The organism is Streptomyces akebiae (assembly GCF_019599145.1).
Taxonomy (GTDB): Bacteria; Actinomycetota; Actinomycetes; order Streptomycetales; family Streptomycetaceae; genus Streptomyces; species Streptomyces akebiae.
The window spans coordinates 5,439,202-5,465,338 of record NZ_CP080647.1; the positions used below are offsets into that span (position 1 = coordinate 5,439,202).

At 66.8% G+C, this 26,137-nt stretch carries 20 protein-coding genes and 3 rRNA genes; 11 read left to right on the plus strand and 12 right to left on the minus strand.

From position 1 onward, the window contains the following. The first annotated feature begins 142 nt into the window (after positions 1-142). The 6 genes from K1J60_RS23365 to K1J60_RS23390 all read left to right on the plus strand — a co-directional run bounded on the left by K1J60_RS23365 (position 143) and on the right by K1J60_RS23390 (position 7,711). Complete coding sequence (locus tag K1J60_RS23365) at positions 143-700, plus strand: MarR family winged helix-turn-helix transcriptional regulator (protein WP_220647883.1); 558 nt, start codon at positions 143-145, stop codon at positions 698-700. Positions 701-1,386: 686 nt separating this feature from the next. Continuing rightward, positions 1,387-2,912, plus strand: a 16S ribosomal RNA gene (locus tag K1J60_RS23370). A gap of 308 nt (positions 2,913-3,220) precedes the next feature. After that, positions 3,221-6,340: ribosomal RNA gene (locus K1J60_RS23375) — 23S ribosomal RNA — on the plus strand. Between the two features lie 89 nt (positions 6,341-6,429). Continuing rightward, a 5S ribosomal RNA gene (gene rrf / locus K1J60_RS23380) occupies positions 6,430-6,546 on the plus strand. The 16S, 23S and 5S rRNA genes sit together here, the layout of an rRNA operon. A gap of 138 nt (positions 6,547-6,684) precedes the next feature. Beyond that, positions 6,685-7,254: a GNAT family N-acetyltransferase gene (locus K1J60_RS23385; protein WP_220647884.1), complete on the plus strand. Its 570-nt coding sequence runs from the start codon at positions 6,685-6,687 to the stop codon at positions 7,252-7,254. A 37-nt stretch (positions 7,255-7,291) separates the two neighbouring features. Next, complete coding sequence (locus tag K1J60_RS23390; protein ID WP_220647885.1) at positions 7,292-7,711, plus strand: cupin domain-containing protein; 420 nt, start codon at positions 7,292-7,294, stop codon at positions 7,709-7,711. Positions 7,712-7,717: 6 nt separating this feature from the next. On the opposite strand, the gene K1J60_RS23395 is transcribed toward K1J60_RS23390, so the two are convergent. From K1J60_RS23395 to K1J60_RS23420, 6 genes are all read right to left on the minus strand, one after another. Beyond that, a complete protein-coding gene (locus K1J60_RS23395; protein ID WP_220647886.1) occupies positions 7,718-9,445 on the minus strand; it encodes a type IV secretory system conjugative DNA transfer family protein in 1,728 nt (575 codons plus the stop codon). A 139-nt stretch (positions 9,446-9,584) separates the two neighbouring features. Continuing rightward, positions 9,585-11,018, minus strand: a complete 1,434-nt coding sequence (locus K1J60_RS23400) for an ATP-binding protein (RefSeq protein ID WP_033525049.1) — start codon at positions 11,016-11,018, stop codon at positions 9,585-9,587. A gap of 54 nt (positions 11,019-11,072) precedes the next feature. Next, positions 11,073-12,632 carry an SCO6880 family protein gene (locus K1J60_RS23405; RefSeq protein WP_220647887.1) on the minus strand — a complete coding sequence of 520 codons (1,560 nt, stop codon included), beginning with the start codon at positions 12,630-12,632 and terminating at the stop codon, positions 11,073-11,075. Then, positions 12,629-13,960, minus strand: coding sequence for an energy-coupling factor transporter transmembrane protein EcfT (locus tag K1J60_RS23410; RefSeq protein WP_220647888.1), 1,332 nt, complete (start codon positions 13,958-13,960; stop codon positions 12,629-12,631). Before K1J60_RS23410 ends, K1J60_RS23405 begins: the two co-directional genes overlap by 4 nt. After that, on the minus strand, positions 13,950-14,816 hold the full coding sequence (locus K1J60_RS23415; protein WP_220647889.1) for a hypothetical protein: 867 nt from the start codon (positions 14,814-14,816) through the stop codon (positions 13,950-13,952). The genes K1J60_RS23410 and K1J60_RS23415 overlap by 11 nt, the downstream gene beginning before the upstream one ends. A gap of 206 nt (positions 14,817-15,022) precedes the next feature. After that, complete coding sequence (locus tag K1J60_RS23420; protein ID WP_033525053.1) at positions 15,023-15,331, minus strand: hypothetical protein; 309 nt, start codon at positions 15,329-15,331, stop codon at positions 15,023-15,025. Between the two features lie 626 nt (positions 15,332-15,957). Between K1J60_RS23420 and K1J60_RS23425 the strand changes: the two genes are divergently transcribed. From K1J60_RS23425 to K1J60_RS23445, 5 genes are all read left to right on the plus strand, one after another. Then, positions 15,958-18,591, plus strand: a complete 2,634-nt coding sequence (locus tag K1J60_RS23425; RefSeq protein ID WP_220647890.1) for a hypothetical protein — start codon at positions 15,958-15,960, stop codon at positions 18,589-18,591. Beyond that, entirely contained in the window at positions 18,588-19,451 is an 864-nt protein-coding gene (locus K1J60_RS23430) for an immunity 49 family protein (RefSeq protein ID WP_220647891.1), read from the plus strand. The genes K1J60_RS23425 and K1J60_RS23430 overlap by 4 nt, the downstream gene beginning before the upstream one ends. Positions 19,452-19,465: 14 nt before the next feature. Continuing rightward, entirely contained in the window at positions 19,466-20,086 is a 621-nt protein-coding gene (locus K1J60_RS23435; RefSeq protein WP_220647892.1) for a S1 RNA-binding domain-containing protein, read from the plus strand. 280 nt (positions 20,087-20,366) lie between these two features. After that, complete coding sequence (locus K1J60_RS23440; RefSeq protein WP_220647893.1) at positions 20,367-21,017, plus strand: hypothetical protein; 651 nt, start codon at positions 20,367-20,369, stop codon at positions 21,015-21,017. A gap of 64 nt (positions 21,018-21,081) precedes the next feature. Next, positions 21,082-21,693 (plus strand): DUF7691 family protein, encoded by a 612-nt coding sequence (locus K1J60_RS23445; RefSeq protein WP_220647894.1) that lies wholly within the window; start codon positions 21,082-21,084, stop codon positions 21,691-21,693. A gap of 35 nt (positions 21,694-21,728) precedes the next feature. Here the strand turns inward: K1J60_RS23445 and K1J60_RS23450 are convergent, their stop codons facing one another. The 6 genes from K1J60_RS23450 to K1J60_RS23475 form a co-directional block, all read right to left on the minus strand. Next, entirely contained in the window at positions 21,729-21,902 is a 174-nt protein-coding gene (locus tag K1J60_RS23450; RefSeq protein ID WP_259407877.1) for a hypothetical protein, read from the minus strand. Between the two features lie 209 nt (positions 21,903-22,111). Beyond that, on the minus strand, positions 22,112-23,239 hold the full coding sequence (locus K1J60_RS23455) for a tetratricopeptide repeat protein (RefSeq protein ID WP_220647895.1): 1,128 nt from the start codon (positions 23,237-23,239) through the stop codon (positions 22,112-22,114). After that, entirely contained in the window at positions 23,236-24,564 is a 1,329-nt protein-coding gene (locus K1J60_RS23460; protein ID WP_220647896.1) for an ATP-binding protein, read from the minus strand. Before K1J60_RS23460 ends, K1J60_RS23455 begins: the two co-directional genes overlap by 4 nt. Positions 24,565-24,800: 236 nt before the next feature. After that, positions 24,801-25,079 carry a DUF397 domain-containing protein gene (locus K1J60_RS23465; protein ID WP_220647897.1) on the minus strand — a complete coding sequence of 93 codons (279 nt, stop codon included), beginning with the start codon at positions 25,077-25,079 and terminating at the stop codon, positions 24,801-24,803. Next, positions 25,072-25,266 carry a DUF397 domain-containing protein gene (locus K1J60_RS23470; RefSeq protein ID WP_220647898.1) on the minus strand — a complete coding sequence of 65 codons (195 nt, stop codon included), beginning with the start codon at positions 25,264-25,266 and terminating at the stop codon, positions 25,072-25,074. Before K1J60_RS23470 ends, K1J60_RS23465 begins: the two co-directional genes overlap by 8 nt. A 10-nt stretch (positions 25,267-25,276) precedes the next feature. After that, positions 25,277-26,125: a helix-turn-helix domain-containing protein gene (locus tag K1J60_RS23475; protein WP_220651647.1), complete on the minus strand. Its 849-nt coding sequence runs from the start codon at positions 26,123-26,125 to the stop codon at positions 25,277-25,279. Positions 26,126-26,137: the final 12 nt, after the last annotated feature.

The window sequence follows — 26,137 nt, forward strand, 5'->3', positions numbered from 1 at the left end:
ACGTTCACCTGCCTAGGTAAGGGAAGCCCTCTGCCCACCTGGACAGGCGTTAGCAGTGAAGACTTCGAAGCTAAAACTTAGACCTAAACAGTACACGCCGAAGGACTTCGATGCCAAGCAGCGGCGTGCCATACTGCGGCCCATGGGCGACACCCCAGGCACCTCCGGCAGCGCCGAGCCGACACTCGAAGAACAGATCGCCGCCTACCAGCGCGAGTTCCAGGACCTCGACCCTCAGGTCGAGAAGATCGTCTCGGCCCTCTCCCGTCTCCACCGCCGTATGAACGTCGCCTACGGCCGGCAGACCTCGGAGCTCGGCATCAGCAACGCCGAGTGGGAGGTCCTGAAGGCTCTCGTCCTGTCCGGTGCCCCGTACCGGATGGGCCCGAGCGAGCTGGCCAAGCGACTCGGCCTGACGCCGGCCGCCATGACCCATCGCATCGACCGCATGGTCGCGGAGGGCCTGGTGACGAGAAAGCGCGACGAGAACAACCGTGTACGCGTCATCGTCGAGCTCACCCGCGACGGTCGGGAGAAGTGGCTGGCGGCCATGCGCCTCGCCTCGGTATTCGAAGAGGACCTTCTCCAGGACCTCTCTCCGCTCGAACGCACCGTCCTGGGCGAGGTGCTGACCCGACTCCTCCGCCGCGTCGAGCACGCCCAGCCGGACGCCGGCGGCCGTCTCACCGACCTCGACTGAGGCCGTACGCTGGGGGACGGCCGAGGTTTGGCCGGGGGTCACCCGGGGGAGGCTTGACAGTCCACACCGTGATCCGTAGAGTTCTTCGGGTTGCCGCGGGGCCGTAACGGTTCTGCGACAGCACCTCCGCCGCTCAAGCGGCACCCAAACCAACCAGCACGATCTCCCAAGCGGGGCGAATTCGATGTGCCCGAATTCAATTCGATTTGGGTTCGGTATGGGTTCGACAGGCCCGATTGGGAACTGCCGGACAGATCCGCTAAGGTTTGGGACGTCGGAACGGCCCAACAGCCGTGAAGGCAACACCCGCTGACTGGGAATCAGGCCCGAAAGGATCTGATAGAGTCGGAACCGCCGGAAAGGGAAACGCGAAAGCGGAAACCTGGAAAGCACCGAGGAAATCGGATCGGAAAACGATCTGATAGAGTCGGAAACGCAAGACCGAAGGGAAACTGCCCGGAGGAAAGCCCGAGAGTAGCTTGGGTGAGTACAAAGGAAGCGTCCGTTCCTTGAGAACTCAACAGCGTGCCAAAAATCAACGCCAGATATGTTGATACCCCGTTCCCGGCCGGTCATCGGTTGGGGCGAGGTTCCTTTGAAACAAACACAGCGAGGACGCTGTGAACCATCGGATCATTCCTCCGGTGGTTCCGCTCTCGTGGTTTGCACCCGATTACGGGTACACATTCACGGAGAGTTTGATCCTGGCTCAGGACGAACGCTGGCGGCGTGCTTAACACATGCAAGTCGAACGATGAACCACTTCGGTGGGGATTAGTGGCGAACGGGTGAGTAACACGTGGGCAATCTGCCCTTCACTCTGGGACAAGCCCTGGAAACGGGGTCTAATACCGGATACAACCACTGCAGGCATCTGTTGGTGGTGGAAAGCTCCGGCGGTGAAGGATGAGCCCGCGGCCTATCAGCTTGTTGGTGAGGTAACGGCTCACCAAGGCGACGACGGGTAGCCGGCCTGAGAGGGCGACCGGCCACACTGGGACTGAGACACGGCCCAGACTCCTACGGGAGGCAGCAGTGGGGAATATTGCACAATGGGCGAAAGCCTGATGCAGCGACGCCGCGTGAGGGATGACGGCCTTCGGGTTGTAAACCTCTTTCAGCAGGGAAGAAGCGAAAGTGACGGTACCTGCAGAAGAAGCGCCGGCTAACTACGTGCCAGCAGCCGCGGTAATACGTAGGGCGCGAGCGTTGTCCGGAATTATTGGGCGTAAAGAGCTCGTAGGCGGTCTGTCGCGTCGGATGTGAAAGCCCGGGGCTTAACCCCGGGTCTGCATTCGATACGGGCAGACTAGAGTGTGGTAGGGGAGATCGGAATTCCTGGTGTAGCGGTGAAATGCGCAGATATCAGGAGGAACACCGGTGGCGAAGGCGGATCTCTGGGCCATTACTGACGCTGAGGAGCGAAAGCGTGGGGAGCGAACAGGATTAGATACCCTGGTAGTCCACGCCGTAAACGGTGGGAACTAGGTGTTGGCGACATTCCACGTCGTCGGTGCCGCAGCTAACGCATTAAGTTCCCCGCCTGGGGAGTACGGCCGCAAGGCTAAAACTCAAAGGAATTGACGGGGGCCCGCACAAGCAGCGGAGCATGTGGCTTAATTCGACGCAACGCGAAGAACCTTACCAAGGCTTGACATACACCGGAAACGGCCAGAGATGGTCGCCCCCTTGTGGTCGGTGTACAGGTGGTGCATGGCTGTCGTCAGCTCGTGTCGTGAGATGTTGGGTTAAGTCCCGCAACGAGCGCAACCCTTGTTCTGTGTTGCCAGCATGCCCTTCGGGGTGATGGGGACTCACAGGAGACTGCCGGGGTCAACTCGGAGGAAGGTGGGGACGACGTCAAGTCATCATGCCCCTTATGTCTTGGGCTGCACACGTGCTACAATGGCAGGTACAATGAGCTGCGAAGCCGTGAGGCGGAGCGAATCTCAAAAAGCCTGTCTCAGTTCGGATTGGGGTCTGCAACTCGACCCCATGAAGTCGGAGTTGCTAGTAATCGCAGATCAGCATTGCTGCGGTGAATACGTTCCCGGGCCTTGTACACACCGCCCGTCACGTCACGAAAGTCGGTAACACCCGAAGCCGGTGGCCCAACCCGCAAGGGAGGGAGCTGTCGAAGGTGGGACTGGCGATTGGGACGAAGTCGTAACAAGGTAGCCGTACCGGAAGGTGCGGCTGGATCACCTCCTTTCTAAGGAGCATCTAGGTCCCGTCAAGGGATCCAGGGCCATAACGCAGGCGAGTGTTCTGCGGTGGTTGCTCATGGGTGGAACGTTGATTATTCGGCTGGTTTTCACGGGTCGGAGGCTGTTAGTACTGCTCGCAAGAGTGTGGAAAGCATGATCTCCGGGCGGGAGCCGGCCGGGCACGCTGTTGGGTGTCTGAGGGTATGGCCGTATGGCTGCCTTCAGTGCCGACCCCGGTGAAGCACCATGCAGATGGTGTGTGACGGGTGGTTGGTCGTTGTTTGAGAACTGCACAGTGGACGCGAGCATCTGTGGCCAAGTTTTTAAGGGCGCACGGTGGATGCCTTGGCACCAGGAACCGATGAAGGACGTGGGAGGCCACGATAGTCCCCGGGGAGTCGTCAACCAGGCTTTGATCCGGGGGTTTCCGAATGGGGAAACCCGGCAGTCGTCATGGGCTGTCACCCATACCTGAACACATAGGGTATGTGGAGGGAACGCGGGGAAGTGAAACATCTCAGTACCCGCAGGAAGAGAAAACAACCGTGATTCCGGGAGTAGTGGCGAGCGAAACCGGATGAGGCTAAACCGTATACGTGTGAGACCCGGCAGGGGTTGCGTATGCGGGGTTGTGGGATCTCTCTTTCACAGTCTGCCGGCTGTGAGGCGAGTCAGAAACCGTTGATGTAGACGAAGGACATGCGAAAGGTCCGGCGTAGAGGGTAAGACCCCCGTAGTCGAAACGTCAGCGGCTCGTTTGAGAGACACCCAAGTAGCACGGGGCCCGAGAAATCCCGTGTGAATCTGGCGGGACCACCCGCTAAGCCTAAATATTCCCTGGTGACCGATAGCGGATAGTACCGTGAGGGAATGGTGAAAAGTACCCCGGGAGGGGAGTGAAATAGTACCTGAAACCGTGTGCCTACAAGCCGTGGGAGCGTCGGAACAAGGCTTGCCTTGTTCTCGTGACTGCGTGCCTTTTGAAGAATGAGCCTGCGAGTTTGCGGTGTGTTGCGAGGTTAACCCGTGTGGGGAAGCCGTAGCGAAAGCGAGTCCGAACAGGGCGATTCAGTAGCGCGCTCAAGACCCGAAGCGGAGTGATCTAGCCATGGGCAGGTTGAAGCGGAGGTAAGACTTCGTGGAGGACCGAACCCACCAGGGTTGAAAACCTGGGGGATGACCTGTGGTTAGGGGTGAAAGGCCAATCAAACTCCGTGATAGCTGGTTCTCCCCGAAATGCATTTAGGTGCAGCGTCGTGTGTTTCTTGCCGGAGGTAGAGCACTGGATAGGCGATGGGCCCTACCGGGTTACTGACCTTAGCCAAACTCCGAATGCCGGTAAGTGAGAGCGCGGCAGTGAGACTGTGGGGGATAAGCTCCATGGTCGAGAGGGAAACAGCCCAGAGCATCGACTAAGGCCCCTAAGCGTACGCTAAGTGGGAAAGGATGTGGAGTCGCACAGACAACCAGGAGGTTGGCTTAGAAGCAGCCACCCTTGAAAGAGTGCGTAATAGCTCACTGGTCTAGTGATTCCGCGCCGACAATGTAGCGGGGCTCAAGCGTACCGCCGAAGTCGTGTCATTCCAGCATGAGGGCCAACGCCCGCTGGGATGGGTAGGGGAGCGTCGTGTGCCGGGTGAAGCAGCCGCGGAAGCGAGTTGTGGACGGTTCACGAGTGAGAATGCAGGCATGAGTAGCGATACAAACGTGAGAAACGTTTGCGCCGATTGACCAAGGGTTCCTGGGTCAAGCTGATCTGCCCAGGGTAAGTCGGGACCTAAGGCGAGGCCGACAGGCGTAGTCGATGGATAACCGGTTGATATTCCGGTACCCGCTGTGAAGCGTCAAACATTGAACCAGGCGATGCTAAGTCCGTGAAGCCGCCCCGGAGCCTTCGGGCAAAGGGGAGTGGTGGAGCCGACGAACCAGACTTGCAGTAGGTGAGTGATGGGGTGACGCAGGAAGGTAGTCCATCCCGGGCGGTGGTTGTCCCGGGGTAAGGGTGTAGGACGTCAGGTAGGTAAATCCGCCTGGCAATAGTCTGAGACCTGATGCCGAGCCGATTGTGGTGAAGTGGATGATCCTATGCTGTCGAGAAAAGCCTCTAGCGAGTTTCATGGCGGCCCGTACCCTAAACCGACTCAGGTGGTCTGGTAGAGAATACCGAGGCGTTCGGGTGAACTATGGTTAAGGAACTCGGCAAAATGCCCCCGTAACTTCGGGAGAAGGGGGGCCATCACTGGTGATCCGATTTACTCGGTGAGCTGGGGGTGGCCGCAGAGACCAGCGAGAAGCGACTGTTTACTAAAAACACAGGTCCGTGCGAAGCCGTAAGGCGATGTATACGGACTGACGCCTGCCCGGTGCTGGAACGTTAAGGGGACCGGTTAGCTCACTTTCGGGTGGGCGAAGCTGAGAACTTAAGCGCCAGTAAACGGCGGTGGTAACTATAACCATCCTAAGGTAGCGAAATTCCTTGTCGGGTAAGTTCCGACCTGCACGAATGGCGTAACGACTTCTCGACTGTCTCAACCATAGGCCCGGTGAAATTGCACTACGAGTAAAGATGCTCGTTTCGCGCAGCAGGACGGAAAGACCCCGGGACCTTTACTACAGTTTGATATTGGTGTTCGGTTCGGCTTGTGTAGGATAGCTGGGAGACTGTGAAGCTCGGACGCCAGTTCGGGTGGAGTCGTCGTTGAAATACCAGTCTGGTCGTGCTGGATGTCTAACCCGGGTCCGTGATCCGGATCGGGGACAGTGTCTGATGGGTAGTTTAACTGGGGCGGTTGCCTCCCAAAGGGTAACGGAGGCGCCCAAAGGTTCCCTCAGCCTGGTTGGCAATCAGGTGGTGAGTGTAAGTGCACAAGGGAGCTTGACTGTGAGACCGACGGGTCGAGCAGGGACGAAAGTCGGGACTAGTGATCCGGCGGTGGCTTGTGGAAGCGCCGTCGCTCAACGGATAAAAGGTACCCCGGGGATAACAGGCTGATCTTCCCCAAGAGTCCATATCGACGGGATGGTTTGGCACCTCGATGTCGGCTCGTCGCATCCTGGGGCTGGAGTCGGTCCCAAGGGTTGGGCTGTTCGCCCATTAAAGCGGTACGCGAGCTGGGTTTAGAACGTCGTGAGACAGTTCGGTCCCTATCCGCTGCGCGCGCAGGAATATTGAGAAGGGCTGTCCCTAGTACGAGAGGACCGGGACGGACGAACCTCTGGTGTGCCAGTTGTTCTGCCAAGGGCATGGCTGGTTGGCTACGTTCGGGAGGGATAACCGCTGAAAGCATCTAAGCGGGAAGCCTGCTTCGAGATGAGTATTCCCACCCACTTGATGGGGTAAGGCTCCCAGTAGACGACTGGGTTGATAGGCCAGATATGGAAGCCTGGTAACGGGTGGAGTTGACTGGTACTAATAGGCCGAGGGCTTGTCCTCAGTTGCTCGCGTCCACTGTGTTGGTTCTGAAACCACGAACAACCCCACGTCTGTCACAGAGCGTGGTGCGGTTGAGTGTTTCATAGTGTTTCGGTGGTCATAGCGTGAGGGAAACGCCCGGTTACATTCCGAACCCGGAAGCTAAGCCTTACAGCGCCGATGGTACTGCAGGGGGGACCCTGTGGGAGAGTAGGACGCCGCCGAACAATTCTTGAGAAGACCCCTGCCGGGTGACCGGCAGGGGTTTTCTGCGTTTCCGGGACAGTCTTTCAAGGCGTGGGCGTGGGTCGGGGCGGCCGGAAATCTGGTGAAGGGTGTAGTGCCCCGGTACTACCGTGGCCCGCATGAAGCTGCCTGCGCGTGCTGAGAGCCCCGTTCTGCCTCAGGGGTACCGGATCCGGTCCGTCCATGCCCAGGAGTGGCGCGAGGTGCGGGAGTTGAGGCTGGCCGCGCTGCGGGATCCGGTGGCTCATCTCGCGTTTCTGGAGACGTACGAGGAGGCTGTGGCGCGGCCGGACGGGTTCTGGAAGGAGCGGGCGGAGAGGTCTGCGGAGGGGGTCCGGGAGCGGCGGCAGTTCGTGGTGGAAGGCGGGGGCGGCGAGTGGGTCGGGACGGTGACCGTGCTCGTGGAAGAGGCCGGGACGCGGGACTTCTTCGGCGGGATCGTCGAGCGGCGGCAGGCGCATCTGGTGGGCGTGTTCCTGCGGGACGGGCATCGGGGGAAGGGCGTGGGCGAGGCGATGTTCGCCGCTGCGGTGGGGTGGGCGCGGGAGACCGGCGTCGAGCGGGTGCGGTTGTTCGTGAACGAGGGGAACGGGCGGGCCGCGGCGTTCTACCGTCGGGTCGGGTTCGTGGGCAGCGGGGTGTCCGTCGAGGGGGACGAGGGGCGGGAGTTGGAGTACGTGCTGCCGTAGGCGGGGGCGCGGAGCGTGGGTGTTAGCGTTCGGCGGCATGGACGACAGCGTGTATGTGGGCAATGCGGGCAAGGACGCGGCGCTGGACCGGGGTTGGCTGCTCGGGCACTTCAAGGCGGAGGGGGATCCGCGGCGGAGTGAGGCGGTGGAGATCAAGTGGGGTGTGCATCCGCGGGGGGACACGCGCGCCCAGTGGGTCCGTGGTGAGGAACGGACTGCTCTGCAGGTGCTGATCAGCGGCCGCTTCCGCGTCGAGTTCCCCGGTCGTAGCGTCGTGTTGGAGCGGCAGGGCGACTATGTCGTCTGGGGGCGCGGGGTGGACCACTCCTGGGTCGCGGAGGAGGAGTCGGTGGTGCTGACCGTGCGGTGGCCGTCCGTGGCCGGGTACGCGGTGCCGGACTCGGGCACGGACTCGGATTCGGACGCGGGCACGGGCACGGGCGGGGATGCTTCCTGACTGTCGTTACGGCAGCGGGAGTTCGGCGTTCGGCCAGCGGGATCTGGCCTGTTCGCGGGAGCGGAGGAGGGCCAAGGTGGGGAGGCCCTGGTCGGCGCCGCCGGTCAGCAGGGCGGGGAGCTGGGGCAGTGGGGCCACGGCCGCCACGTCGTCCAAAACGAGGGTGAGTGGTGGGTCGAGGCGGCCGGAGGATGACCGTTCGGCCATGCGCCGGCCGCGCTCGACCACGCTTGAGGCGAGGGCCGTCAGGAGAGGCATCGCGGAGGGGTTCGCCTTGGGGTCCTCGATGGGGTCGCCGACCACATAGAGCGTTCCCCCCTCGTGCACGAAGGAATCCAGCGCCAGGGAGTCGGCTCGGTTCGGGGCGCAGGCCTCGCGGACGTTGACCGTGGAGAGGGCGGAGAGGGCACGGGCCGTCAGCTGCTGGGCGATGTCGCGGCGTTCGGGGTGCGAGGTGAGGGCCGACTCCAGTTCGCCCGCCGCGCCGGGGGCCGCCTTCGGGTTCGTCCGCAGGGTGCGGACCGCTTCCTGGACGTTGCTGCCCTGGGCCCAGCGGTGCAGGTGGCGGATGGTGCGGGTGTCTATGGCGGCGGCGTGGAGGTAGCTGCGCAGGAGGGTCTCCGCGGTGTCCGCCACCGCCTGGTCGATCCTGGCGGTGGGGCGGATGGGCGCGAGGAGGGCTACGGCCCTGGCCAGCGCCGTCGGCTTGTCCTCGCAGCCGGAGATGGGCGACCAGTGGAGGCGGGCCGGGGTGTCGCAGCGGTGCGCGGGGTCGTAGAGGAGGACCGGGCCCAGCTTCGCGCGGGCGTCCTTCGTGTCCGACCAGAGCGTGGGGTCGGAGGTGACGACGAGGGCCGGTCCTTCGGCGTCCCGTACGGCCTGTGCTGCGACCGGGCGCCGGGACTCGGCGGGGCCGAGGACGACCGTGGGGGCCGGGTTCGCCCAGCCGGCGTCGGTGGGTGCGGTGCTGCCGGTTGTGGTGGTCAGGGGGGTGGTGTGTGCGCCGGCCGGGGCCGCGAGGGACGCGGCCGCCGACCCACCGAGTGGGGGTGTCGCGCCGACCTCGGCCGCCGGGGCGGGGGACGCGCTGTGACGTGGTTCGGGGACCGACGTGGAGGGGGCCGGGTGCGGAGCCGGGAACCCGGCGGGCGGAGCGAGGCCGCCGCCGGGGCTGGTGGTCCGGCCGGTGGCCCGGCCGGAGGTGTGTGGTGGGGCGGGTGTGCTGGTGGGCGGAACCTCGTGCTGGGCGTGGTCCACGGTGTACGGCTGGGCAGGGGGTGCCTGCTCCACGGGGACGACGGTCGGGTCCGGGTGCTGGACCGGTCTCCCTGTCGTCGCTCCGCCCTGCCTCTGGGCTCGTGCCGCCTTCTCCCTCGCTCGTACGGCCCGCCAGCGGGCCAGGGTGCCCATCGTGAAGACGGCCAGGACGAGGAGGACCATGAGCTGGCTGATGAAGAGGCCCCAGAAGAGGCCGTAGCCGGAGAGCTGGGCGGCGGGGGTGTCCGGCCAGGCGGCGGGCAGGTCCTGGGGGGCGGAGACCAGGCTGCGCACGGCCAGGGGTGTGCGGGTGAAGGTGACGGCGTCGGGCCAGGCGCCGTGGGCGAAGAGGCCGGCGAGGCCGGTGGCCGACCAGACCAGCAGGGTCAGGCTCACCAGGAAGCCGAGGAGGGCGATCAGCAGCCCGTCGGGGATGCCGCCTCCGCCCTGCTGGGGGCGCCTGTCGTCCGGTCTCATCGCTCGCCGCCGCTCACGCCGTGTCCTTCGCCGCAGTTCACGCCGCTCACGCCGCTTCCTCCGCGCCGTTCACGCCGTTCACGCCGTTCACGCCGTTCCCCGTCCTGCCCCTGCTCGTTCCGGCTCATCCCTGGTCCGCTCAAGCCACCGTCGACTCGGAGGAGCCGTACCCGTCGACCTCGCTCAGTTGCTGTTCGACGAACGCGGCGGCCCGCTCCTCCGCCTCCAGCTCGGCGGCGTGCAGGGCGTCGTCGTCCAGCAGGTGGTCGACGGAGGATTCGGTCATCGCGCGGTCGGTGAAGACGAGGGGGCGTTCGGTCTCGGTGATGAGGTGTTTGACCACCTGCACGTTGCCGTTGACGTCCCAGACGGCGATGCCGGGGGTGAGGGTGGGGATGATCTCCACCGCCCAGCGGGGCAGGCCCAGGACGCGGCCCGTGGCCCGGGCCTCGTCCGCTTTCTGGGCGTAGATCGTTCTGGTGGACGCCATCTTCAGGATGGCCGCGGCCTCCTTGGCGGCCGCGCCGTCGATGACGTCCGACAGGTGGTGGACGACCGCGACGAAGGACAGACCGAGTCGGCGGCCGAACTTCAGCAGGCGCTGAAAGAGCTGCGCGACGAAGGGGCTGTTGATGATGTGCCAGGCCTCCTCGACCAGGAAGATGCGCTTCTTCCGGTCGGGGCGGATCCAGGTGTGCTCCAGCCACACGCCGACGATCGCCATGAGGATGGGCATGGCGATGGAGTTGCGGTCGATGTGGGACAGGTCGAAGACGATGAGGGGCGCGTCGAGGTCGATGCCGACGGTGGTGGGGCCGTCGAACATGCCGCGCAGGTCACCGTCGACCAGGCGGTCCAGGACCAGCGCGACGTCCAGGCCCCAGGCCCGTACGTCGTCTATGGCGACGTTCATCGCCTCGGCGGACTCCGGCTCGGGGTGACGGAGCTGCTCGACGATGTCGGTGAGGACCGGCTGACGTTCGACGATCGTCTCGTTGACGTAGGCGTGCGCGACCTTGAGGGCGAAGCCGGAGCGTTCGTCCAGACCGTGGCCCATCGCGACCTCGATGATCGTCCGGAGCAGCGCGAGCTGGCCCGTCGTGGTGATCGAGGGGTCGAGGGGGTTGAGGCGGATGCCCATGTCGAGGGCGGCGGTCGGGTCCAGGCGGATGGGAGTTATTCCCAGCTCTTCCGCGATGAGGTTCCATTCGCCGACGCCGTCCTCGCCCTGGGCGTCGAGCACGACGACCTGGCGGTCGCGGAAGCGCAGCTGCCGCAGGACGTACGTCTTCTCCAGGGCCGACTTGCCGTTGCCGGACTCGCCGAGGACGAGCCAGTGCGGGGCGGGGAGCTGCTGGCCGTAGAGCTGGAAGGGGTCGTAGATGTAGCCCTTCCCGGAGTAGACCTCGCGGCCGATGATCACGCCGGAGTCGCCGAGGCCGGGGGCCGCGGTCGGGAGGTAGACCGCCTGGGCCTGTCCGGTGGAGGTGCGGACCGGGAGGCGGGTCGTCTCGACCTTGCCGAAGAGGAAGGACGTGAAGGCGTCGGTGAGGGCGGAGATCGGGTCCCTCATCAGCGCTTCACCTCCAGGTGCGGTTGGATCGGATGGTCCCGCATCGCGATGGCCCTACCTTCGGATTCCGGTGGCGAACGGGAGCGTGTTGACGAAGGCCCGGTGGTGCTCGCGGTCGCACCACTCCAGCTTGAGGTACGACTTGCCGGCCGAGGCCCTTATCGTCCGCTTGTCGCGGGCCAGTGCCTCCGGTGAGCGGGAGGAGACGGTGATGTACCCGACGAGGTTGACGCCTGCGGCGCCGCTCGCGAGGTCCTCGCCGCGTTGGTCGAGGCGGGAGTGGGAGGCCACGTCACGCGGGTCGACGGTGCGGTTCATCTTGGCGGCGCGGGACGCCTCCGCCTCGTCGTTGGTCTTCTCGGTCAGCATGCGTTCGATGGCGACCTCGGTGGGTTCGAGGTCCATCGTGACGGCGACGGTGCGGATGACGTCCGGGGTGTGGACCAGGAGGGGCGCCAGGAAGTTGACGCCGACCGGGGTCATCGGCCACTCCTTCACCCAGGCCGTGGCGTGGCACCAGGGGGCGCGGGTGGAGGATTCGCGGGTCTTGGCCTGGAGGTAGTCCGGCTCCATCGCGTCCAGTTCGGCCGGCCAGGCGTTGCGCTTGGTCATGGCCTGGATGTGGTCGATGGGGTGGTCCGGGTCGTACATGGAGTGGATGAGGGAGGCGAGGCGGCCCTGGCCGAGGGGCTGCCGTACGCGGATGTCGGCCTCCTGGAGGCGCGAGCAGATGTCCGTCAGCTCGCGGGCCATGACGACGGCGAGGCCGGCGTCCTTGTCGAGCTTGCGGCCCTGGGGGCGGGCGGCGCGGGCCATGGCGTGGCCCTCGGCGGCCAGTTCGCGGGTGTAGTGCATGCACGCGACGAGGTAGGCGCGGTGCTGCTCGCTGCTGGTGGAGACCATGGACTGCAGTTGGTCGTACGACTGCTGGAGCCAACCGGGGGCGCGGTCGTCGCCGCGCTGGGCGACGTCCTTGGCGTGGGCGTCCGGGTCGGCGGGCAGCGTGCGGGCGAGCATCTGGAGGCGGGTGACGAAGCCGTCGCCGTTGGCCACGTGCTTGAGGAGGGTGCCGAAGCGGTCGACGAGGGCTTCCTGGTCCTCGGAGTCGCGCAGGCCGACGCCGGGGCCCTCGATCTCGATGGCGGCGGTGACGGTCCGGCGGTCGGCGTGCAGCAGTACGGCGATCTCGTCGGGGCCGAAGGGCGCGGCGAGCCAGGTGATGCGGCCGATGCCGGGCGGGGGGCCGACCTCGACCTCACGGCCGTCGAGGCGGGTGCCAGCCTCCATGTTGGCGGAACGGTACGTCGTGCCCCTGCGCAGGCTGCGCTTGTAACTGCGGTTGATCTCGAACCACTTGTAGAAGGTCCGGCGCTTGTACGGCACGTACACCGCGGCCAGCGCCAGCATCGGGAAGCCCGTCAGCAGGGCGATGCGCGGGACGAGCACCGGGACGAGAAGGCCGCACATCATGCCGAGGAACGCGCCCGCGATGATCAACGCGATCTCGCCGGACTCGCGGTTCCGGCCGATGATCGCGTTCGGCCGGGCGCGGCCGATCAGATAGGTACGGCGGGGCGTGATCGGATGGGACAGGTGGTGGGACTCGGTCGTCAACGCCCTTCACCTCCGGTGCGGTTGCTGTTGCGGGTGTTGCCGGCGTGGGGGGTGTTGACCGGGCTCGTGCGGGGCGGGGGTGCGGCGGAGGGGACAGTTCCGCCGCTGCCGCTCGCGCTGCGCGAGCTGTGGGCGGCCACGCCGCCGGATGCGGGGTTGGACGGGCGGGGGGTGCTGCTTCCGCCGCCCGAGCCGTTGTTGTCGGCCCGGGAGCTGTGGGTCTTGATGCCCTGGGCGACGAGGGTGGCGGGGGAACTGATCACGGCGGCGGCCTTGCCTTCGGCGCCGCGCATGATGCGGTTGTTGCGGGAGTTGGCGATCTCGTCGCCGAAGCCCGGGACGAAGCGGTAGATCATCGCCGAGGCGAAGATGGCGAGCAGGATGATGGCGAGGCCGGAGACGACGGCGGCGAGGGAGTCGGGGCCGTCCTCGGTGGTCAGGGCGCCGGCGAGGCCGAGCACGATGACGATGACGGGCTTGACCAGGATGATCGCGATCATGATGCCCGCCCAGCGGCGGACGTGGCCCCACAGGTCCTTGTCGACGAGGCCGGCGTACACGACGACGCCGAGGAGGGCGCCGACGTAGAGGAGGACGGCCCTCAGGTACAGCTCCAGGTACAGCACGCCGGCGGCGACGATGGAGACCAGCGACACCAGGATCAGCATGATGGGGCCGCCGCCGATGTCGTTGCCCTTCTTCAGGGCCTCGGAGAACGTCCCGAAGAACGTGTCCGTCTGGTTGCCGGTCGTCCGGGCGATGATGTCGCTGACGCCGTCGGTGGCCGAGACGATGGTGTAGAGGATCAGGGGCGTGAAGGCCGACGCGAGCACGGTCAGCCAGAGGAAGCCGATGGCCTCCGAGATCGCCGTCGTGAACGGCACGCCGCGGACGGCCCGCTTCGTGACGGCGAGGAGCCACAGCACGAGCGTGAGGATTGCGGAGGCCGCGAAGACGACCGCGTAGTGCTTCAGGAACGTCATGTTCGTGAAGTCGACGTCGGCGGTCTCGTTGACGGCTTCGGAGAGCTTGTCGACGGTCCAGGAGGCGGCGTCTGCGCAGCCTTGGGCTAGGGAGGAGAGGGGGTCGAGGGTGGTGGTGAGGTCGTTGGGGGTACTGCCCGAACCGCCGCCGCCGCCACCGCCGTTGTCGCTCTCGCAGTACTCCCTGGCTGCTCCGGAGAGCAGCGAGCAGGAGTCGCCACTGGGCGAGGGAGAGGGTGATGGTGTGGGTGCGGCGACTGCACGCGTCGCCAGCAGGACGACTGCGGCCTGTACGGCTGCGAAGGCTGTGGCGACCTTGAGTACGCGGTGTGGCCTACCGGGCATAGGTGAACCCTCCGTACTCCTCGACGGCCTTCGAGATCTCGTCGGACGTTGAGACCTTGTTGTCGCCGTTGACCGGCGCGGGGCCTTCCTTCTGCGCGAAGCTGTCGACCTTCCAGTCGTCGTTCTCCCAGCGCAGTCGGAGGGACATGGTGAACCAGTCGCTGGTGACCGGGGTGGTCGTGTCCTCCGACGCCATGCCGAATACGCCTGTACACCAGACCTCTACAGTCGCGGTGCTGTCCGAGTAGCTCGTGGTCGTGGTGCCGACTGGCATGGTGCGTGAGACGTATGTGCTGCCGGACGGTGCGTTGCCGTCATCGTCCAGTCCGACCTTGTTCAAGAAGTCCGTGTCGTACACCGTGTTCAGGCGGTCTTCCAGCTCGGCCGACTTGTCGGCGGTGAAGACTTGCCGCACGATCTCGCTCCGTCGTACGGGTTTGAGGATGTCGGCCGAGACCAGCACCACCGAGTAGTTGGCCGCCGCCGATTCGGCGCCCTGCTGGTCGTGGGCGAAGCCGGAGGGAATGTCGCCGGTCTTCGTCGTGACCGGTCGCTCCCCCGAAGCCGCGGTCGGTGCCGTTTCCGCTTTGTCGCCCCCTGAGCCCGCATCCGTGTCGGATCCCCCACCCCCCCGGTTCGCGAAGGCGATCGCGGCGATGAGGAGGACGACTACTCCGACGATGGTGACGAGGCTTCTGGAGGAGGAGCGGGGGCGGCGGGGGGCGCCGCCGTAGGGGTCGTCGCCGCCCTCGGGGAGGCGGGTCCGGGTCTGGCCGGTGCCCGCGTACCCCCCGTACGCCCCGTCGTCCCCGGAGCGCGAGGGCTCGCGGTAGCCGTGCTCGTCGCCGAGACTCATGCCGCGGTCGCCCCTTCAACTTCGACGTCGTACCGAAAGGCGTAGCAGTACGACGGTAGCCGCGCTGGTTCCCGCGCGGGCGCGGTGTGGAGACTCGACATCAGGGAAACGCAACCTCAGCCGGTGGGCACGACGGACGGGTGGGGTGGGAGGGGAACCGGGCGAGGCCGGTGGCCCGGCCGGGGCGGGTGCCGGCGGTGGCCGGGCTACACGGCCATGCCGTACACGATGGTGAAGAGCGTGCCCAGTGAGCCGATGATGAAGACGCCGGTGAGGCCGGCGATGATGAGGCCCTTGCCCTGTTCGGCGCTGAAGGTGTCGCGGAGGGCGGTCGCGCCGATGCGCTGTTTGGCCGCACCCCAGATCGCGATGCCGAGGCAGAGGAGGATGGCGACCGCCATCACGACCTCGATCATCACGCGTGCCTCGTTGCCCAGGTCGCCGAAAGGCCCCCAGTCAGGGGCGATTCCGCCGATGATGGTGGTGATGTCGCCCTTGTCGGCCGCAACGAACATGTAAGTCACCGCCCCTAGTGGGTAGTTCTGCTGTCTCTGCTTATGTCTCTGCTTGTCGTGCGACGCGTACGCCTCGGCGTCCGCTCCGCACGCCTCCGCGCGGGTGCGCAGAGGTCGGGCCCATTCTCGCCGACAATGACGCTGTCGTATGTCGACTTGGCGTCATTGATTGGCGGGTTTCGTACGGATCCCTTGCCGCCGACCCGCGCGGGCCCCTAACGGGGGGCGCGGAACGGTAAACGAAGGGTCGTATCGTCACTCTGTGTATCACGGCAGGTCACGCCGGGCAATGAGGATCAAGCGGAACCTGTGGTGTGGTTCCGTCGTTATTCCCCTTCTGTGACCTCAGGGGGCTGGGTCTGTCCCGCTTCTGACGGGATGTCGGCCCTGTCTCGTCGCTGTTGCGGTGTTCTCCGTGGGTTCGAGTGTGCCTGATCTGGACGTAAGGGTCGCGTGTGGGGCCCGGATGCCCTCCGGGGGGCGAGCTTTGGCCAGAAGTGCATGGGATCGCGATCGCAATTTTGGTACAAATGATCGACTGGGTTGCCTTGTGTCCAAGCGTCAGACATGCGGGCCGGGTGCCGAGTTGAGGGAACGTATCTGCGAGGGCGTCCACGGGGGTAGGCGTGAGCGAGGACAGGCCCGTTGTCTCGGCCGAGATACCGGAGTTCACAGGAAATCTGGAGCAACTGGAGACGGACGCCGGGGACATCGCGTTCGACGGGATGGCGATCGGCGCCGCGGGTCTGCTGATCGACGCCAACTTCAACCTGCTGGAACCTTTCTACAAGGCCCCGGAGGCCGACCAGCTCTTCGCGACGACCGCGCCTGTCGCGGCGGCCGGCCACGACCTGCAGACCGAGCTGGGCACGGTCTCCAAGGCGCTGCTCGACTACGCGGCCGAGGTCCGGCCCCTGGTCGACCGGCTCAACTCGCTCCGCGCGGAGGCGGCGGCGTTCGAACGGCGCGTCGCGGACGACGACGACTGGGTCGCCGACGGCGACCTCATCGACGAGAACACGGCCCGCCGCAACGCGGTGAACGCGGCCTGGACCGCCTTCCAGGCGGCCGAGCGGGCCTGCTACAACAAGATCGTCGCGCTGGTCGGCGGCGAGCCGCTCGCCGTCGGCGACGGGTCGGACAAAGAGAACACCTACGGCTACCGCGCCGAGGACCTGAACAACGCCGGCGGTCTGCCGTGGGGGGACGTCGTCGAGGAGTCCAACCCCTGGTACTACTTCCACGAGCACGCCTGGGACTTCACGGTCGGCTTCGTCGTGGACGGCGTGTGGGGCACGATCAAGGGCCTCGGCACCCTGGTCGGCTTCAACGGCTGGGACGCGGCGGGCCAGGCCTGGGTCGGCCTCGGCAAGCTCGCGACCGGCATCCTGATCACGGGAACGCCGCTCGGTGCCGCGTACTGGCTGACCCCGGCCGACAAGCTCCCCTCCTGGCTGCGCGACTCCCGTACGGCGGTCGTGGAGACCGGGAAGGCGCTGATCGCGTACGACGAGTGGGGGAAGAACCCCTCGCGGGCGGCGGGCGCGGTGACGTTCAACGTCCTGACGACGGTTTTCACGGGTGGGGCGGGCGGAGCGGTCGCGGCGACCGGCAAGGCCGGTGCGATCGCGAAGGCCATCTCCTTCGCGGGCAAGGCGGGGCGGATCGTCGACCCGATGACGTACATCGCCAAGGGCATCGGCGGGACGGCCGTCAAGATCAGTGACGTCATGGCCGGGCTGCGGGGGATCACGAACGGCACGCACATCAGGCTGGGCGAAGGCACGTATCAGATAGCCGATCCCCCGAACATCGCCGACGACCTCCCGGCCCGCCTCACCCCCGAGAACTCCGTTCGCATGACGACCCCCGAGGGGGAGGTCGTCTACCTCGACACCACGACGCAGGTCGTGCACAACGCGGACGGGACCGTACGGGAGTCCCTGGACGCCATCCGGCATGAGCGGACGGCGGAGCAGCGGGCGGACCAGCAGGGAGGGGAGACCGGGACACCGAGGACTGTCAACGATCACGAACTGGTGGGCGCCGGGACGGGAACGCGCGCTGGGGACACCGCGGCGGTGGGAGGCCGCGGGGGTGACTCGGCGGCTGTCGGTGGGCGTGGGGGCGACCATCCGGCCGGTTCCGGGGGGCGTACTGACGGGGGCCCGCCGGTGGGCCGAGGGGGTTCGGGTGGCTCCGGTGGCGGTGGACTGGAAGATCTCGGACGGACCGGTGACGACGGGCAGGGTGACGGGGGGCGTGCCGGGGACGACGTGTCGGGGGACGGAGCGGACGGGACGACGCGGCCGGACGGCGACGGTACGGGTGGGCACACCGCGGGTGAGCGGCCAAGCTTCATGCGGGAGGGTGGCAATCCCTATGGGCCGCGCGGGTCGCTCACGAGGGAGCAGATCGAGGAGATTCAGGTCTGGCGGGCGAACAACGAACCCGGATATCGCGAGCATTATTACCGAAAAGACGGCACACGCAGGAGTCTGGAGCTTTACGACGAGAGCGGCCAGACGCCGCCTCAGCTGACACGGGTGTCGGAGGGTTCCCCGTGGGTCCGGGCCAAGGACGTTCCCGCGCCGCCCAAGCCGCATTTTCTCGACGACGATTACATCAGCGTGGGCGCGGACACCGTGTCCAGCAGTGCCAGGCTTCGACTGCTGGAGGAGAGTGCGCGGACCCGCCACCTTGCCATCCGGTGGGACAACCTCATGTTGGAGTGGAAGGCGGACACCGGCCGGGCCCACCAGGTCCAGCAGACTCATGAATCGGCCGGGCTTTGGGGCGAGGCCAAGGGGGCGTACAAGGAATCCCACACGGCGATGGGCGACGCGGCCGAGGCGTTGGGCGAGAACGCCGCCAGGCATCACTACATCGCCGAGCGCTACCCCGACTTCACGGACGAGCCTCTTCTCGGGCCGAAGAGCGGCAACGACCAGTTCGACCAGGTGTGGACACACGAGGACGGACGGGTCGTCGTCATCGAGGCCAAGAGCAGTCCGAGAACGGATTTCGGCAGGCGCACACTTCCGAATGGAAAGCAGGTCTCCCAGGGAAGCAGGGAGTACTTCTACGACATTCTGGAGGCGATGAAGAGGCGAGGGGAATTCGAGTTGGTGGACGCCATTGAAAGGGCCATCGAGAACAAGCAGCTGGAATACACGGCCGTCAAGGGTGAGAAAAACGCGGGGACCTACACTGGTTACCAGTACCGTCGGTTCGACATCAGCAAGGGGACGCTTCCGTGACCGTACACATCGCCAGGCACGGGCGGTCGGCAGGACCTGAGGCCGAGCAGTTCGCGGAGCGGGTGAACCAGCATCTGATCAAGGGGATCGACCGTCTCGAAGGGTCGACGGCCGTGATCGATTCGATCTTCGGCACCGCTGTCATGGCCCTGCGTGCCCGTTGTGTCGTCGATCCCCGGGCTGCGGCAGTAGAGACCTGGGAAGCCGCGGTGAACGCGATGCAACTGGGTTCGGCGCTCTTCGCCGTGACGGGTGTGAGTGAAGGAACGGTCGAGTGCCGCATCCATCACAAGCTGCGAACCCTGCCCGCGGTCGGACCCCTGCCGACCGCCGATGCGGGTACGTGGCTCACCGCGTTCTGGCTGGCCGTCATCTGCCGTGACCAGCAGCGTATGACGGAGCTGTGCGAGATCCCCTTGGACCGGTTGCGTTCGCCTGAAGGGCAGTACGACGAGTACATCTACCACTGGGTGGACACCCTGCAGACCTACTGGCTGCGCAGGCCGGGCTTGGTGGAGAAGCTCACCGCGACCTTCCAGGCGTCGGATCCCGCCGTGGCCCGGATCGCTCCGCGTGACCTGTTGGACGGTGTGCTCTACCCGCCGATCAACCTGTTCTACACCTTTGTCCGCAGGGACGAGGAGGGCTTCGGGCCTGCGTTGGTCGACGCGTTGAAGCTTCATCGGGCGTACTGGACGCGCGACGAGGAGCGGGAAGCCAAGCTCGACGGCACCGTCGCCCTCGGCCCCCTCGCCGTCGCCTGCCTCGCCTTCGACGGCGATTTTCCCCTCGACGTCGAGTCCGAGTACCTCCCCAAGCATCTTCTGCAGCATGGCTGGTTGGGCGAGTTCCCGACCTGAGTGAGGGGGTGAGGATGGGCGCGGAGGGTGGTGAGGTGGTGCGTTTGGGGGCCGAGGAGACTCCCGCTCTGTGGGCGTTTCTGGGTGGGCTTCGGGAGGGGGAGGTGCTCGGCGGGACGGTTGCGGCGGTTGAGCGGTTCGGGGTGTTCGTCGCGCTCGATGACGGGCCGGAACATCCGTTCTTTCCGGGGGTCGGCTTCCTTACCATTCCCGAGCTGTCCTGGCGGCGCATTGGGGCCGCTTCAGAGGTCGTGAGTGTGGGGCAGCGGGTGACTTGTGAGTTTCTGCAGTTCGACACCTGGAACGGGGAGGCCCGGCTGTCGTTGCGGGCCTTGGAACCGGATCCCTTCCAGGAGTTCGCCGACCGGGTCCAGGTGGGGCGGAGTCTGCCGGGGCGGGTCACGATGGTGGCGTCGATCGGGGCGTTCGTCGAGGTGGCCGATGGGATCGAAGGGCTGGTCCACCTCAGTGAGCTGACCGTGGAGCCCGTTGAGTCGCCGGACGAGGTCGTCCGGGTCGGGGAAGAGATCACGGTTGTCGTCACGGAAGTCGACCGGGTATGGCGGAGGTTGGCGCTGTCCCGGGTGCGGGCCCTGCGCGGCCCGGACACCGGGACGCCGGGCTCAGACGCGTGAGGCGGTCCACGCCTCGGCGAACAGTTCGTGGCGGGGGCAGCAGGTAGGTGCGGGGGGCCCTGCTGGTTCAGCTCGTAGCCGCCCGCGGGCACAGGGATCGTGAAACGCGCTCGGTCATCCGGACGAGCCCGCCAGCGCGCAACTCCTGGATCTCGCGGACCTTGCAGGCCGTCAACAGCGAGGGTCTCGTCGCCCTCGGCCCCCTTGCCTGCTTCGCCCGCGAGCCGACGTGGCACCACCCCGCCCGGGGGCAATTCTCGCAACAGATACGCTGCCAGGCATGACCACCCGCCTTCGTCGTCTACCGGCGCCGCGCGCGGCCTCGGTCCTTCTCCTGCTCACCCTCGGCGGCTGCGGTTCCGGCGAGGGGGCAGGTCCCGCCGACGACAAGCCCGCTTCGAATGTCTCCTCCTCTTCCGCTTCACCTCAGTCCTCGCCGTCCCCCACGTCCAGCGTGAACGAGGACGGCACGGCGAAGGCGGGGACCAAGGCGCAGCTCGGGGAGCCGACCCTGCTCAGGTACGAAGGGGGGACGAAGGCGGGCATTCTCGAGGTCACCGTCACCGGCATCGAGAAGGGCAGCAAGGCGGATGTGGCCTCGCTGGGGTTGGAGGACGACGCCAAGGAGATGACGCCGTACTACGTGCGGGCGACCATCAAGAACGCGGGCGAGAACGATCTCTCCCACGCGGCTGTCGACCCGCCGGGCGGGCTGCTCGACGACGGGACCGCAGCCCGGCAGCTCCTGGTCATCGGGACTTTCGCCGCCTGCGATTCCTACCCGAAGACCAAGAGCTTCCCGCCCGGAGCCTCGTACGAGACGTGCGCACCGGTTCTCGCCGACCCCGGTACCGAGGTCACGGGGGCGGCGTGGACGGGTCAGGGCTACCCCGACTTCCCACCTTCCGCAGGCGTGACATGGACACCGTGAGGGCGAGTTCGCACCCCGGCTTTCCGGCTGAGGGAGTGTCAGTGGCTACGGCTACGTTGAGGGCATGAGTTCTTCTCTGAGTGTGTATCTGCTGGATGTGGCTGCCACCCGGGCGCTCGTCGGGTCCGGTGACCAGCAGTTGCTGGATGTCGTGCGGAGCGAGTTCGGGGACGATCTGGCGCGGGACGACGAGTGGTTCGCGTCCGAGATCGAGGACGGGGCGCCGACGGCGTACGAGGCGTTGCGGGCCGTCGTGCACGGGGGGCCGTTCGGTGAGGACAAGGAGCATGCCTTTCAGTTCGGGTATGCGTACAAGCGGCTGTGTTCCCTCACGGGGGCGTTCCTGGACAACAGTTGCTTCACGCCGCACCGGGGCGCCTGGTTGTCGGTGGTGGACGAGGGGTTGCGCGCGCTGGGGATCACCGCCGTGTCCGTGGAGGAGTTCGGGTACAGCGATCTGCCGGCTCCGATTCCCTCCACGTACATACCGGGCTGCGGTGAGTGGACGCACGAGCAGTGTCTGCGGGCGTTGGAGCAGTTCGAGGCGACCAAGGCGAAGGACGGGGCTCCGCCGCCGTTGGAGCCGGAGGTCGTGGAGGCGGTCACGCAGGTTCTGCAGTGGCTGCGCCATGCCGAGTCGCGGCCCGGGTTCGGGGTGATCGGCTTCAAGTCCTGAGGGCGCTTCCCCGGGAAGACGGGCCCCGGTCCGGGTCAGATCGCCACGGCGGTAACCCTGCTGCCGGGGAGCGTCGCGGCATATGCCTCGATGTCGTCGCGATCCGAGGTGAGAACACCGCCTCCGCCGTGGCCGGCGGCGATGAGCACGGCAAGGGCGTCGACCGGGTCAGGGCGCTTCTTCGGTGGCAGGGCAGCAGAGCCGATCATGTCGCCGAGTGTCTCCAGCCTTCGATGTTCACTTCGCCCGCGCAGGGGAGACAGCGAGGTGGCAGGTCATCCGGGTATCGAGCCCTGGCGCCGGGATAGCCGTGAGGTTCATGGAGACGTCGACCACATAGAGGTCAGCCATGTGCACAGCGTACGGATGCCCGTGGGCGACCCGTCACCCGAGCCGCCCTTCGCTCCTCGGCCTCTCCTCAGCCGCGCCTCTTCCGGTCGAAGAGGATGGTGGCGGCCGTGGGCAGCAGGCCGGTCCAGAAGAGGATCTGGGGCACTGTGCGGTCGGACCAGGGGAGTTGGGCGATGAGAAGTGCGCAGAGCATGGCCCAGGCGGCTTGGGCCAGGACGATGCGGGGCCAGCGGCGACGGCGGATCAGGGAGCGGAGGTTGATACGGATGCCGTTGCGCAGTCGGCGGTATCTGAGCAGGGCGCCCAGAGCCCAGATCGCTGCCATGGGGACGAGGGTCCACAGGCGTTGGCCGAGGGACACCGGAAGCTCCCGCTGGGTCTCTCCCTCCACCGCGAAGAGGTCGAGCATGGTGCCGGCGAGGGCCAGGCAGAGCAGGGCGAGCCAGCGTACGCCGCGCAGTAGGCGGTAGGAGGCGTCGTCGAGCTTGCCGCGCAGCGACGCCGATTCGGGGGCGGCGCTCAGCGCGTCGGCGTACAGCGTCGCCGCCTCCGTTGCCTTGACGCCCGGGGCGGTCGCCGCCTTCTCGGTCCGGCGGGCCAGGGCGTACTGGTGCTGGGGGTCGAGACGGAGGATCGCCTCGTCCATCTGGTCGGCGACGGTCGTGTTGCCCGACAGGGAGGCGATCTTCCAGACCACCTCGTGGGCATAGACCTCTTCGGGGCCCAGGCGCAGCGCGGCCATGGCCAGTTCCTCGGCGCTCCGGGCAGCGGCGTCCACCTCGTCCGCGCGGACCGCGCCGCCGCCCGCCCGGCCGAGGCGGAGCAGTTCGGCGGTGAAGACGGTGTCGGCGAGCTTGGCGTAGCCGTACCAGTCCTCCGGGGAGAGACGCACGACCTCGCGCAGCACCTTCTCCGCCTCCGGCAGCCGTCCGCCGCCTGCGGCCCACAGGGCGTGCGAGCGCATGACGAGCGCGCCGACGTCCTCGGGGCCGAGCGTGAGCGCCTGCTCGGTCGCCTCGAGCGCCGCGTCCGCGTTCTTGGGCTCCACCAGGTGGCACTGGGCGAGCTTGACCCAGGCGCGGATGTCTTCCGGGTCCTCGGCGAGCCGCTGCCTCATCAGGGCTTCGGCCTCGTCGCGCCGGTCGATGGCGAGGAGCGCGTCGGCGCGCTCCACCGCGGGATGCAGAGTGGTCACAGCTTCCGCTTCTTCTTCAGGTAGGCGACCAGGTCGTCGTACGTTCCGCCCTCATTGGCGAACATCGCCACGTTCCGGGCCGAGGCGAACCACGGGTCGGTGGACGGCACGATGTCCTTCGCGGCCGCGAGCAGGTCCTTCATGCCGATGAGACGTACGGTGCCGCTGCGGGCCGAGTCGAGGAGCGCCCTCTCGGCCGCCGCCTCGCACAGATGGGCGAGGTCGGCGCCGGACAGGCCGTCGGTGACCTTGGCCAGCCTGCCCAGGTCGACGTTCACGATGGGCCGGTCCCGCAGGTGGTAGCGGAGGATCGCCTCGCGCGCCGGGGCGTCGGGCGGCAGCACGAGCAAGGTGCGGTCCAGGCGGCCGGGGCGGCGCAGCGCGATGTCCACGTCCCAGGGCACGTTGGTGGCGGCCAGCACGAACACGCCCTCGTTCGCTCCGGCGTCGATGCCGTCCAGCTCGGTGAGCAGCTGGTTGACGGTGTTGCGCATGCCGTTGTGGAGCGTGCGGCTGCGCTTCGCGCCCAGGGCGTCCAGTTCGTCGAGGAAGACCACGCACGGGGCCTGGCGGCGGGCGGTCTCGAAGACCTGGTGCATGTTGCGTTCGGAGTTCCCGATCCACATGTCGAGGACATCGTTGACCGACACGGACAGGAAACTCGCGCCCAGTTCGCCGGCGACGGCCCTCGCGATGAATGTCTTGCCGCAGCCGGGCGGTCCGTACAGCAGCAGTCCGCCGCGCAGGCTCTTGCCGTACAGGCGGCGCAGTTCGGGGTTGCGCAGGGGCGCGAGGAAGGCGGCCTCCAGACGTTCCTTGACCTCCCGCATACCGCCGACATCGGCCAGGCGCACGGCCCCGGCCCCGCCTCCGTCCCCGTTGCCGACCTCTCCGGTCCCGGGCTGTTCGACGTCCCAGGCGGGCGCGTCACCCGGGTCGTTCCGCCCGTCCGCCGCGAGCGGTGCCTCCACGAACCTGGGCGGCACGACGTCCCCGACCTGTTCCTCGGCGGCCCGCCAGTCGAACCCGCCCCGCCGCTCCTCCGGCGTCCGGGCCGTCTCCTGACCGGACGTCGGCGTCTCGGCCGCCGGCGCAGGTGCGGACGACGTGGTCCGCTGTGGGACTGCCATCGCGCGCATCATGAGTTCCCGCGCCTGCGTGTCCCCCGGCGCGTGCTGCAGCGCTACGGCCACCTCGGCGACGGCCGTGTCCTGTCTGCCGGCGTCCAGGAGGAGTTCCGCCAGATGCAGCCGCAGGGGCACGTCGGCGGGTGCCGCTTCGACCGCCTGGCGCAGGCTCTGTATCAGGGGTGAGTCGTCCGACATGGGCTACACCCTACGGATCTCCGTCAGGGGGGCGCAGGCGAAGGAGTACGGGTGCGACCGGCGTCCGGACGGGTCGGGCGACTGGGCGGCTCCGGGGGCGCGGTCGCCGTTGCCGCCGCTGTCGCCTGTCTTGCCGGTGATCCTCCGGTCGGGAAAGGTGTCGCGCCGCAGTATCCGTGGTCATGCGTCCCGAGGCGTGCACCGCCGCGATCCACGCGAAGTGACGTGGGAGGACCTCAGCGATCCACTGGCTTGACCGTCGACTCGAAGCCCTCGACGCCTTCTACGAAGTGGTCGAACTCGCCTGCCTGGACGCCCAGTACGAACGCGTCCCACTTGCGGCGGTTCGTCGTCACGACGTTGTCCGGGTCGCTCGTCTCGCGGATGTAGACGGGGGCCTCGGGGTCGTCCTCGCCGTTCCCCTCGCCGAAGGCGAGTTCGATCCAGGGGCCGGGGCCGGTGGCGTCGTCGGGGGCGGCGCGGATCCAGTCGAGGTCCGGGGGGATGTCAGGCACGGGTGGGGTCCTTGTCGAGTTTGAGTACGTGGAGGAGGGCTCGGAAGGAGGAGGGGGTGGTGGTGAGGGTGGCTTGGGTGGGGTCGGCGGATTCGGTTATGTGGATGGTGGCGGGGGGGCCGGTGGATATGTGGACACAGGAGTTGCCTTCGGAGCAGAACGACGACTTCTGCCAGTAGGGGGTCATGGGAGTTCCCTCACAGGTCTCGCATTACGTTGTGGATCAGGTCGCGGGTCTTGTCCGGGCTCAGCGCCACGGCTTCGATCCGCTCCAAGAGCGTCCGGTATTTGTGTAGTTGTGCTTCGGCGTCGAGGAACACGGCGCCGTGCGACTGATCGAGCTGGACGGTGTCCAACTGCGGTACTGGGCCGTGTGCGTAGGAGATCGACTGCCCCGACCCCGGGTAGGCGCCGACGTCGAAGGTGATGGCTCGCAGGGTGATGTGCTCACGGTCGCTCAGATCGAGCAGGTGTTCCAGTTGCTGTCGCGCCACAGTGGGGCCGCCGACCTTCATGCGGAGGGCCGCCTCGTGGATGACCGCCTGGTACGACGTGGGGTCGTCCGCTCGGTAGAGGACCCCCTGTCGCTTGATGCGGAACGAGAGCCGGTGCTCGATATCGGGAGGTGAGAGTTCGGTGACCGCCTGACGGAAGATCTCAAGTGCGTACTCGCGGGTCTGGAGCAGGCCGGGAATGCGGGCTGTGGTGGTCTCGCGTACCGACTTGGTGTGGTGCTCAAGCTCGGCCAGATCGAGCATCGGCGTCGGAAGCAGCTCGCGGTACTCCTCCCACCAGCCTCGCTTCCGGTCCGACGTCATGGCTGCCAAGGCCTCGACCAGGGGCTTGTCCGAGCAGTCGTAGTGGCAGGCGATGGTGCGCAGGCGCTCGGGGCTCACTCCCACACGTCCGGCCTCCATGTTGCTGACCTGCGTCTGCTTGATGCCCAGAAGTTGACCGGCCTCCGTGGCGCTCAGGCCCGCTCGTTCCCGGAGTTTGCGCAGTTCCGCGCCGAAGCGGAGTTGTCTGCCCGTCGGGTTGGCCCTCACGAGGCTGTCGAC

What these genes read in the sequence shown, in the direction of transcription:
- K1J60_RS23365 (WP_220647883.1), top strand. Translation starts at nt 143, where the DNA reads ATGGGCGACACCCCAGGCACCTCCGGCAGCGCCGAGCCGACACTCGAA.
- K1J60_RS23385 (WP_220647884.1), top strand. Translation starts at nt 6,685, where the DNA reads ATGAAGCTGCCTGCGCGTGCTGAGAGCCCCGTTCTGCCTCAGGGGTAC.
- K1J60_RS23390 (WP_220647885.1), top strand. Translation starts at nt 7,292, where the DNA reads ATGGACGACAGCGTGTATGTGGGCAATGCGGGCAAGGACGCGGCGCTG.
- K1J60_RS23395 (WP_220647886.1), bottom strand. Translation starts at nt 9,445, where the DNA reads ATGAGACCGGACGACAGGCGCCCCCAGCAGGGCGGAGGCGGCATCCCC.
- K1J60_RS23400 (WP_033525049.1), bottom strand. Translation starts at nt 11,018, where the DNA reads ATGAGGGACCCGATCTCCGCCCTCACCGACGCCTTCACGTCCTTCCTC.
- K1J60_RS23410 (WP_220647888.1), bottom strand. Translation starts at nt 13,960, where the DNA reads ATGCCCGGTAGGCCACACCGCGTACTCAAGGTCGCCACAGCCTTCGCA.
- K1J60_RS23415 (WP_220647889.1), bottom strand. Translation starts at nt 14,816, where the DNA reads ATGAGTCTCGGCGACGAGCACGGCTACCGCGAGCCCTCGCGCTCCGGG.
- K1J60_RS23420 (WP_033525053.1), bottom strand. Translation starts at nt 15,331, where the DNA reads ATGTTCGTTGCGGCCGACAAGGGCGACATCACCACCATCATCGGCGGA.
- K1J60_RS23435 (WP_220647892.1), top strand. Translation starts at nt 19,466, where the DNA reads ATGGGCGCGGAGGGTGGTGAGGTGGTGCGTTTGGGGGCCGAGGAGACT.
- K1J60_RS23440 (WP_220647893.1), top strand. Translation starts at nt 20,367, where the DNA reads ATGACCACCCGCCTTCGTCGTCTACCGGCGCCGCGCGCGGCCTCGGTC.
- K1J60_RS23445 (WP_220647894.1), top strand. Translation starts at nt 21,082, where the DNA reads ATGAGTTCTTCTCTGAGTGTGTATCTGCTGGATGTGGCTGCCACCCGG.
- K1J60_RS23450 (WP_259407877.1), bottom strand. Translation starts at nt 21,902, where the DNA reads ATGATCGGCTCTGCTGCCCTGCCACCGAAGAAGCGCCCTGACCCGGTC.
- K1J60_RS23460 (WP_220647896.1), bottom strand. Translation starts at nt 24,564, where the DNA reads ATGTCGGACGACTCACCCCTGATACAGAGCCTGCGCCAGGCGGTCGAA.
- K1J60_RS23470 (WP_220647898.1), bottom strand. Translation starts at nt 25,266, where the DNA reads ATGACCCCCTACTGGCAGAAGTCGTCGTTCTGCTCCGAAGGCAACTCC.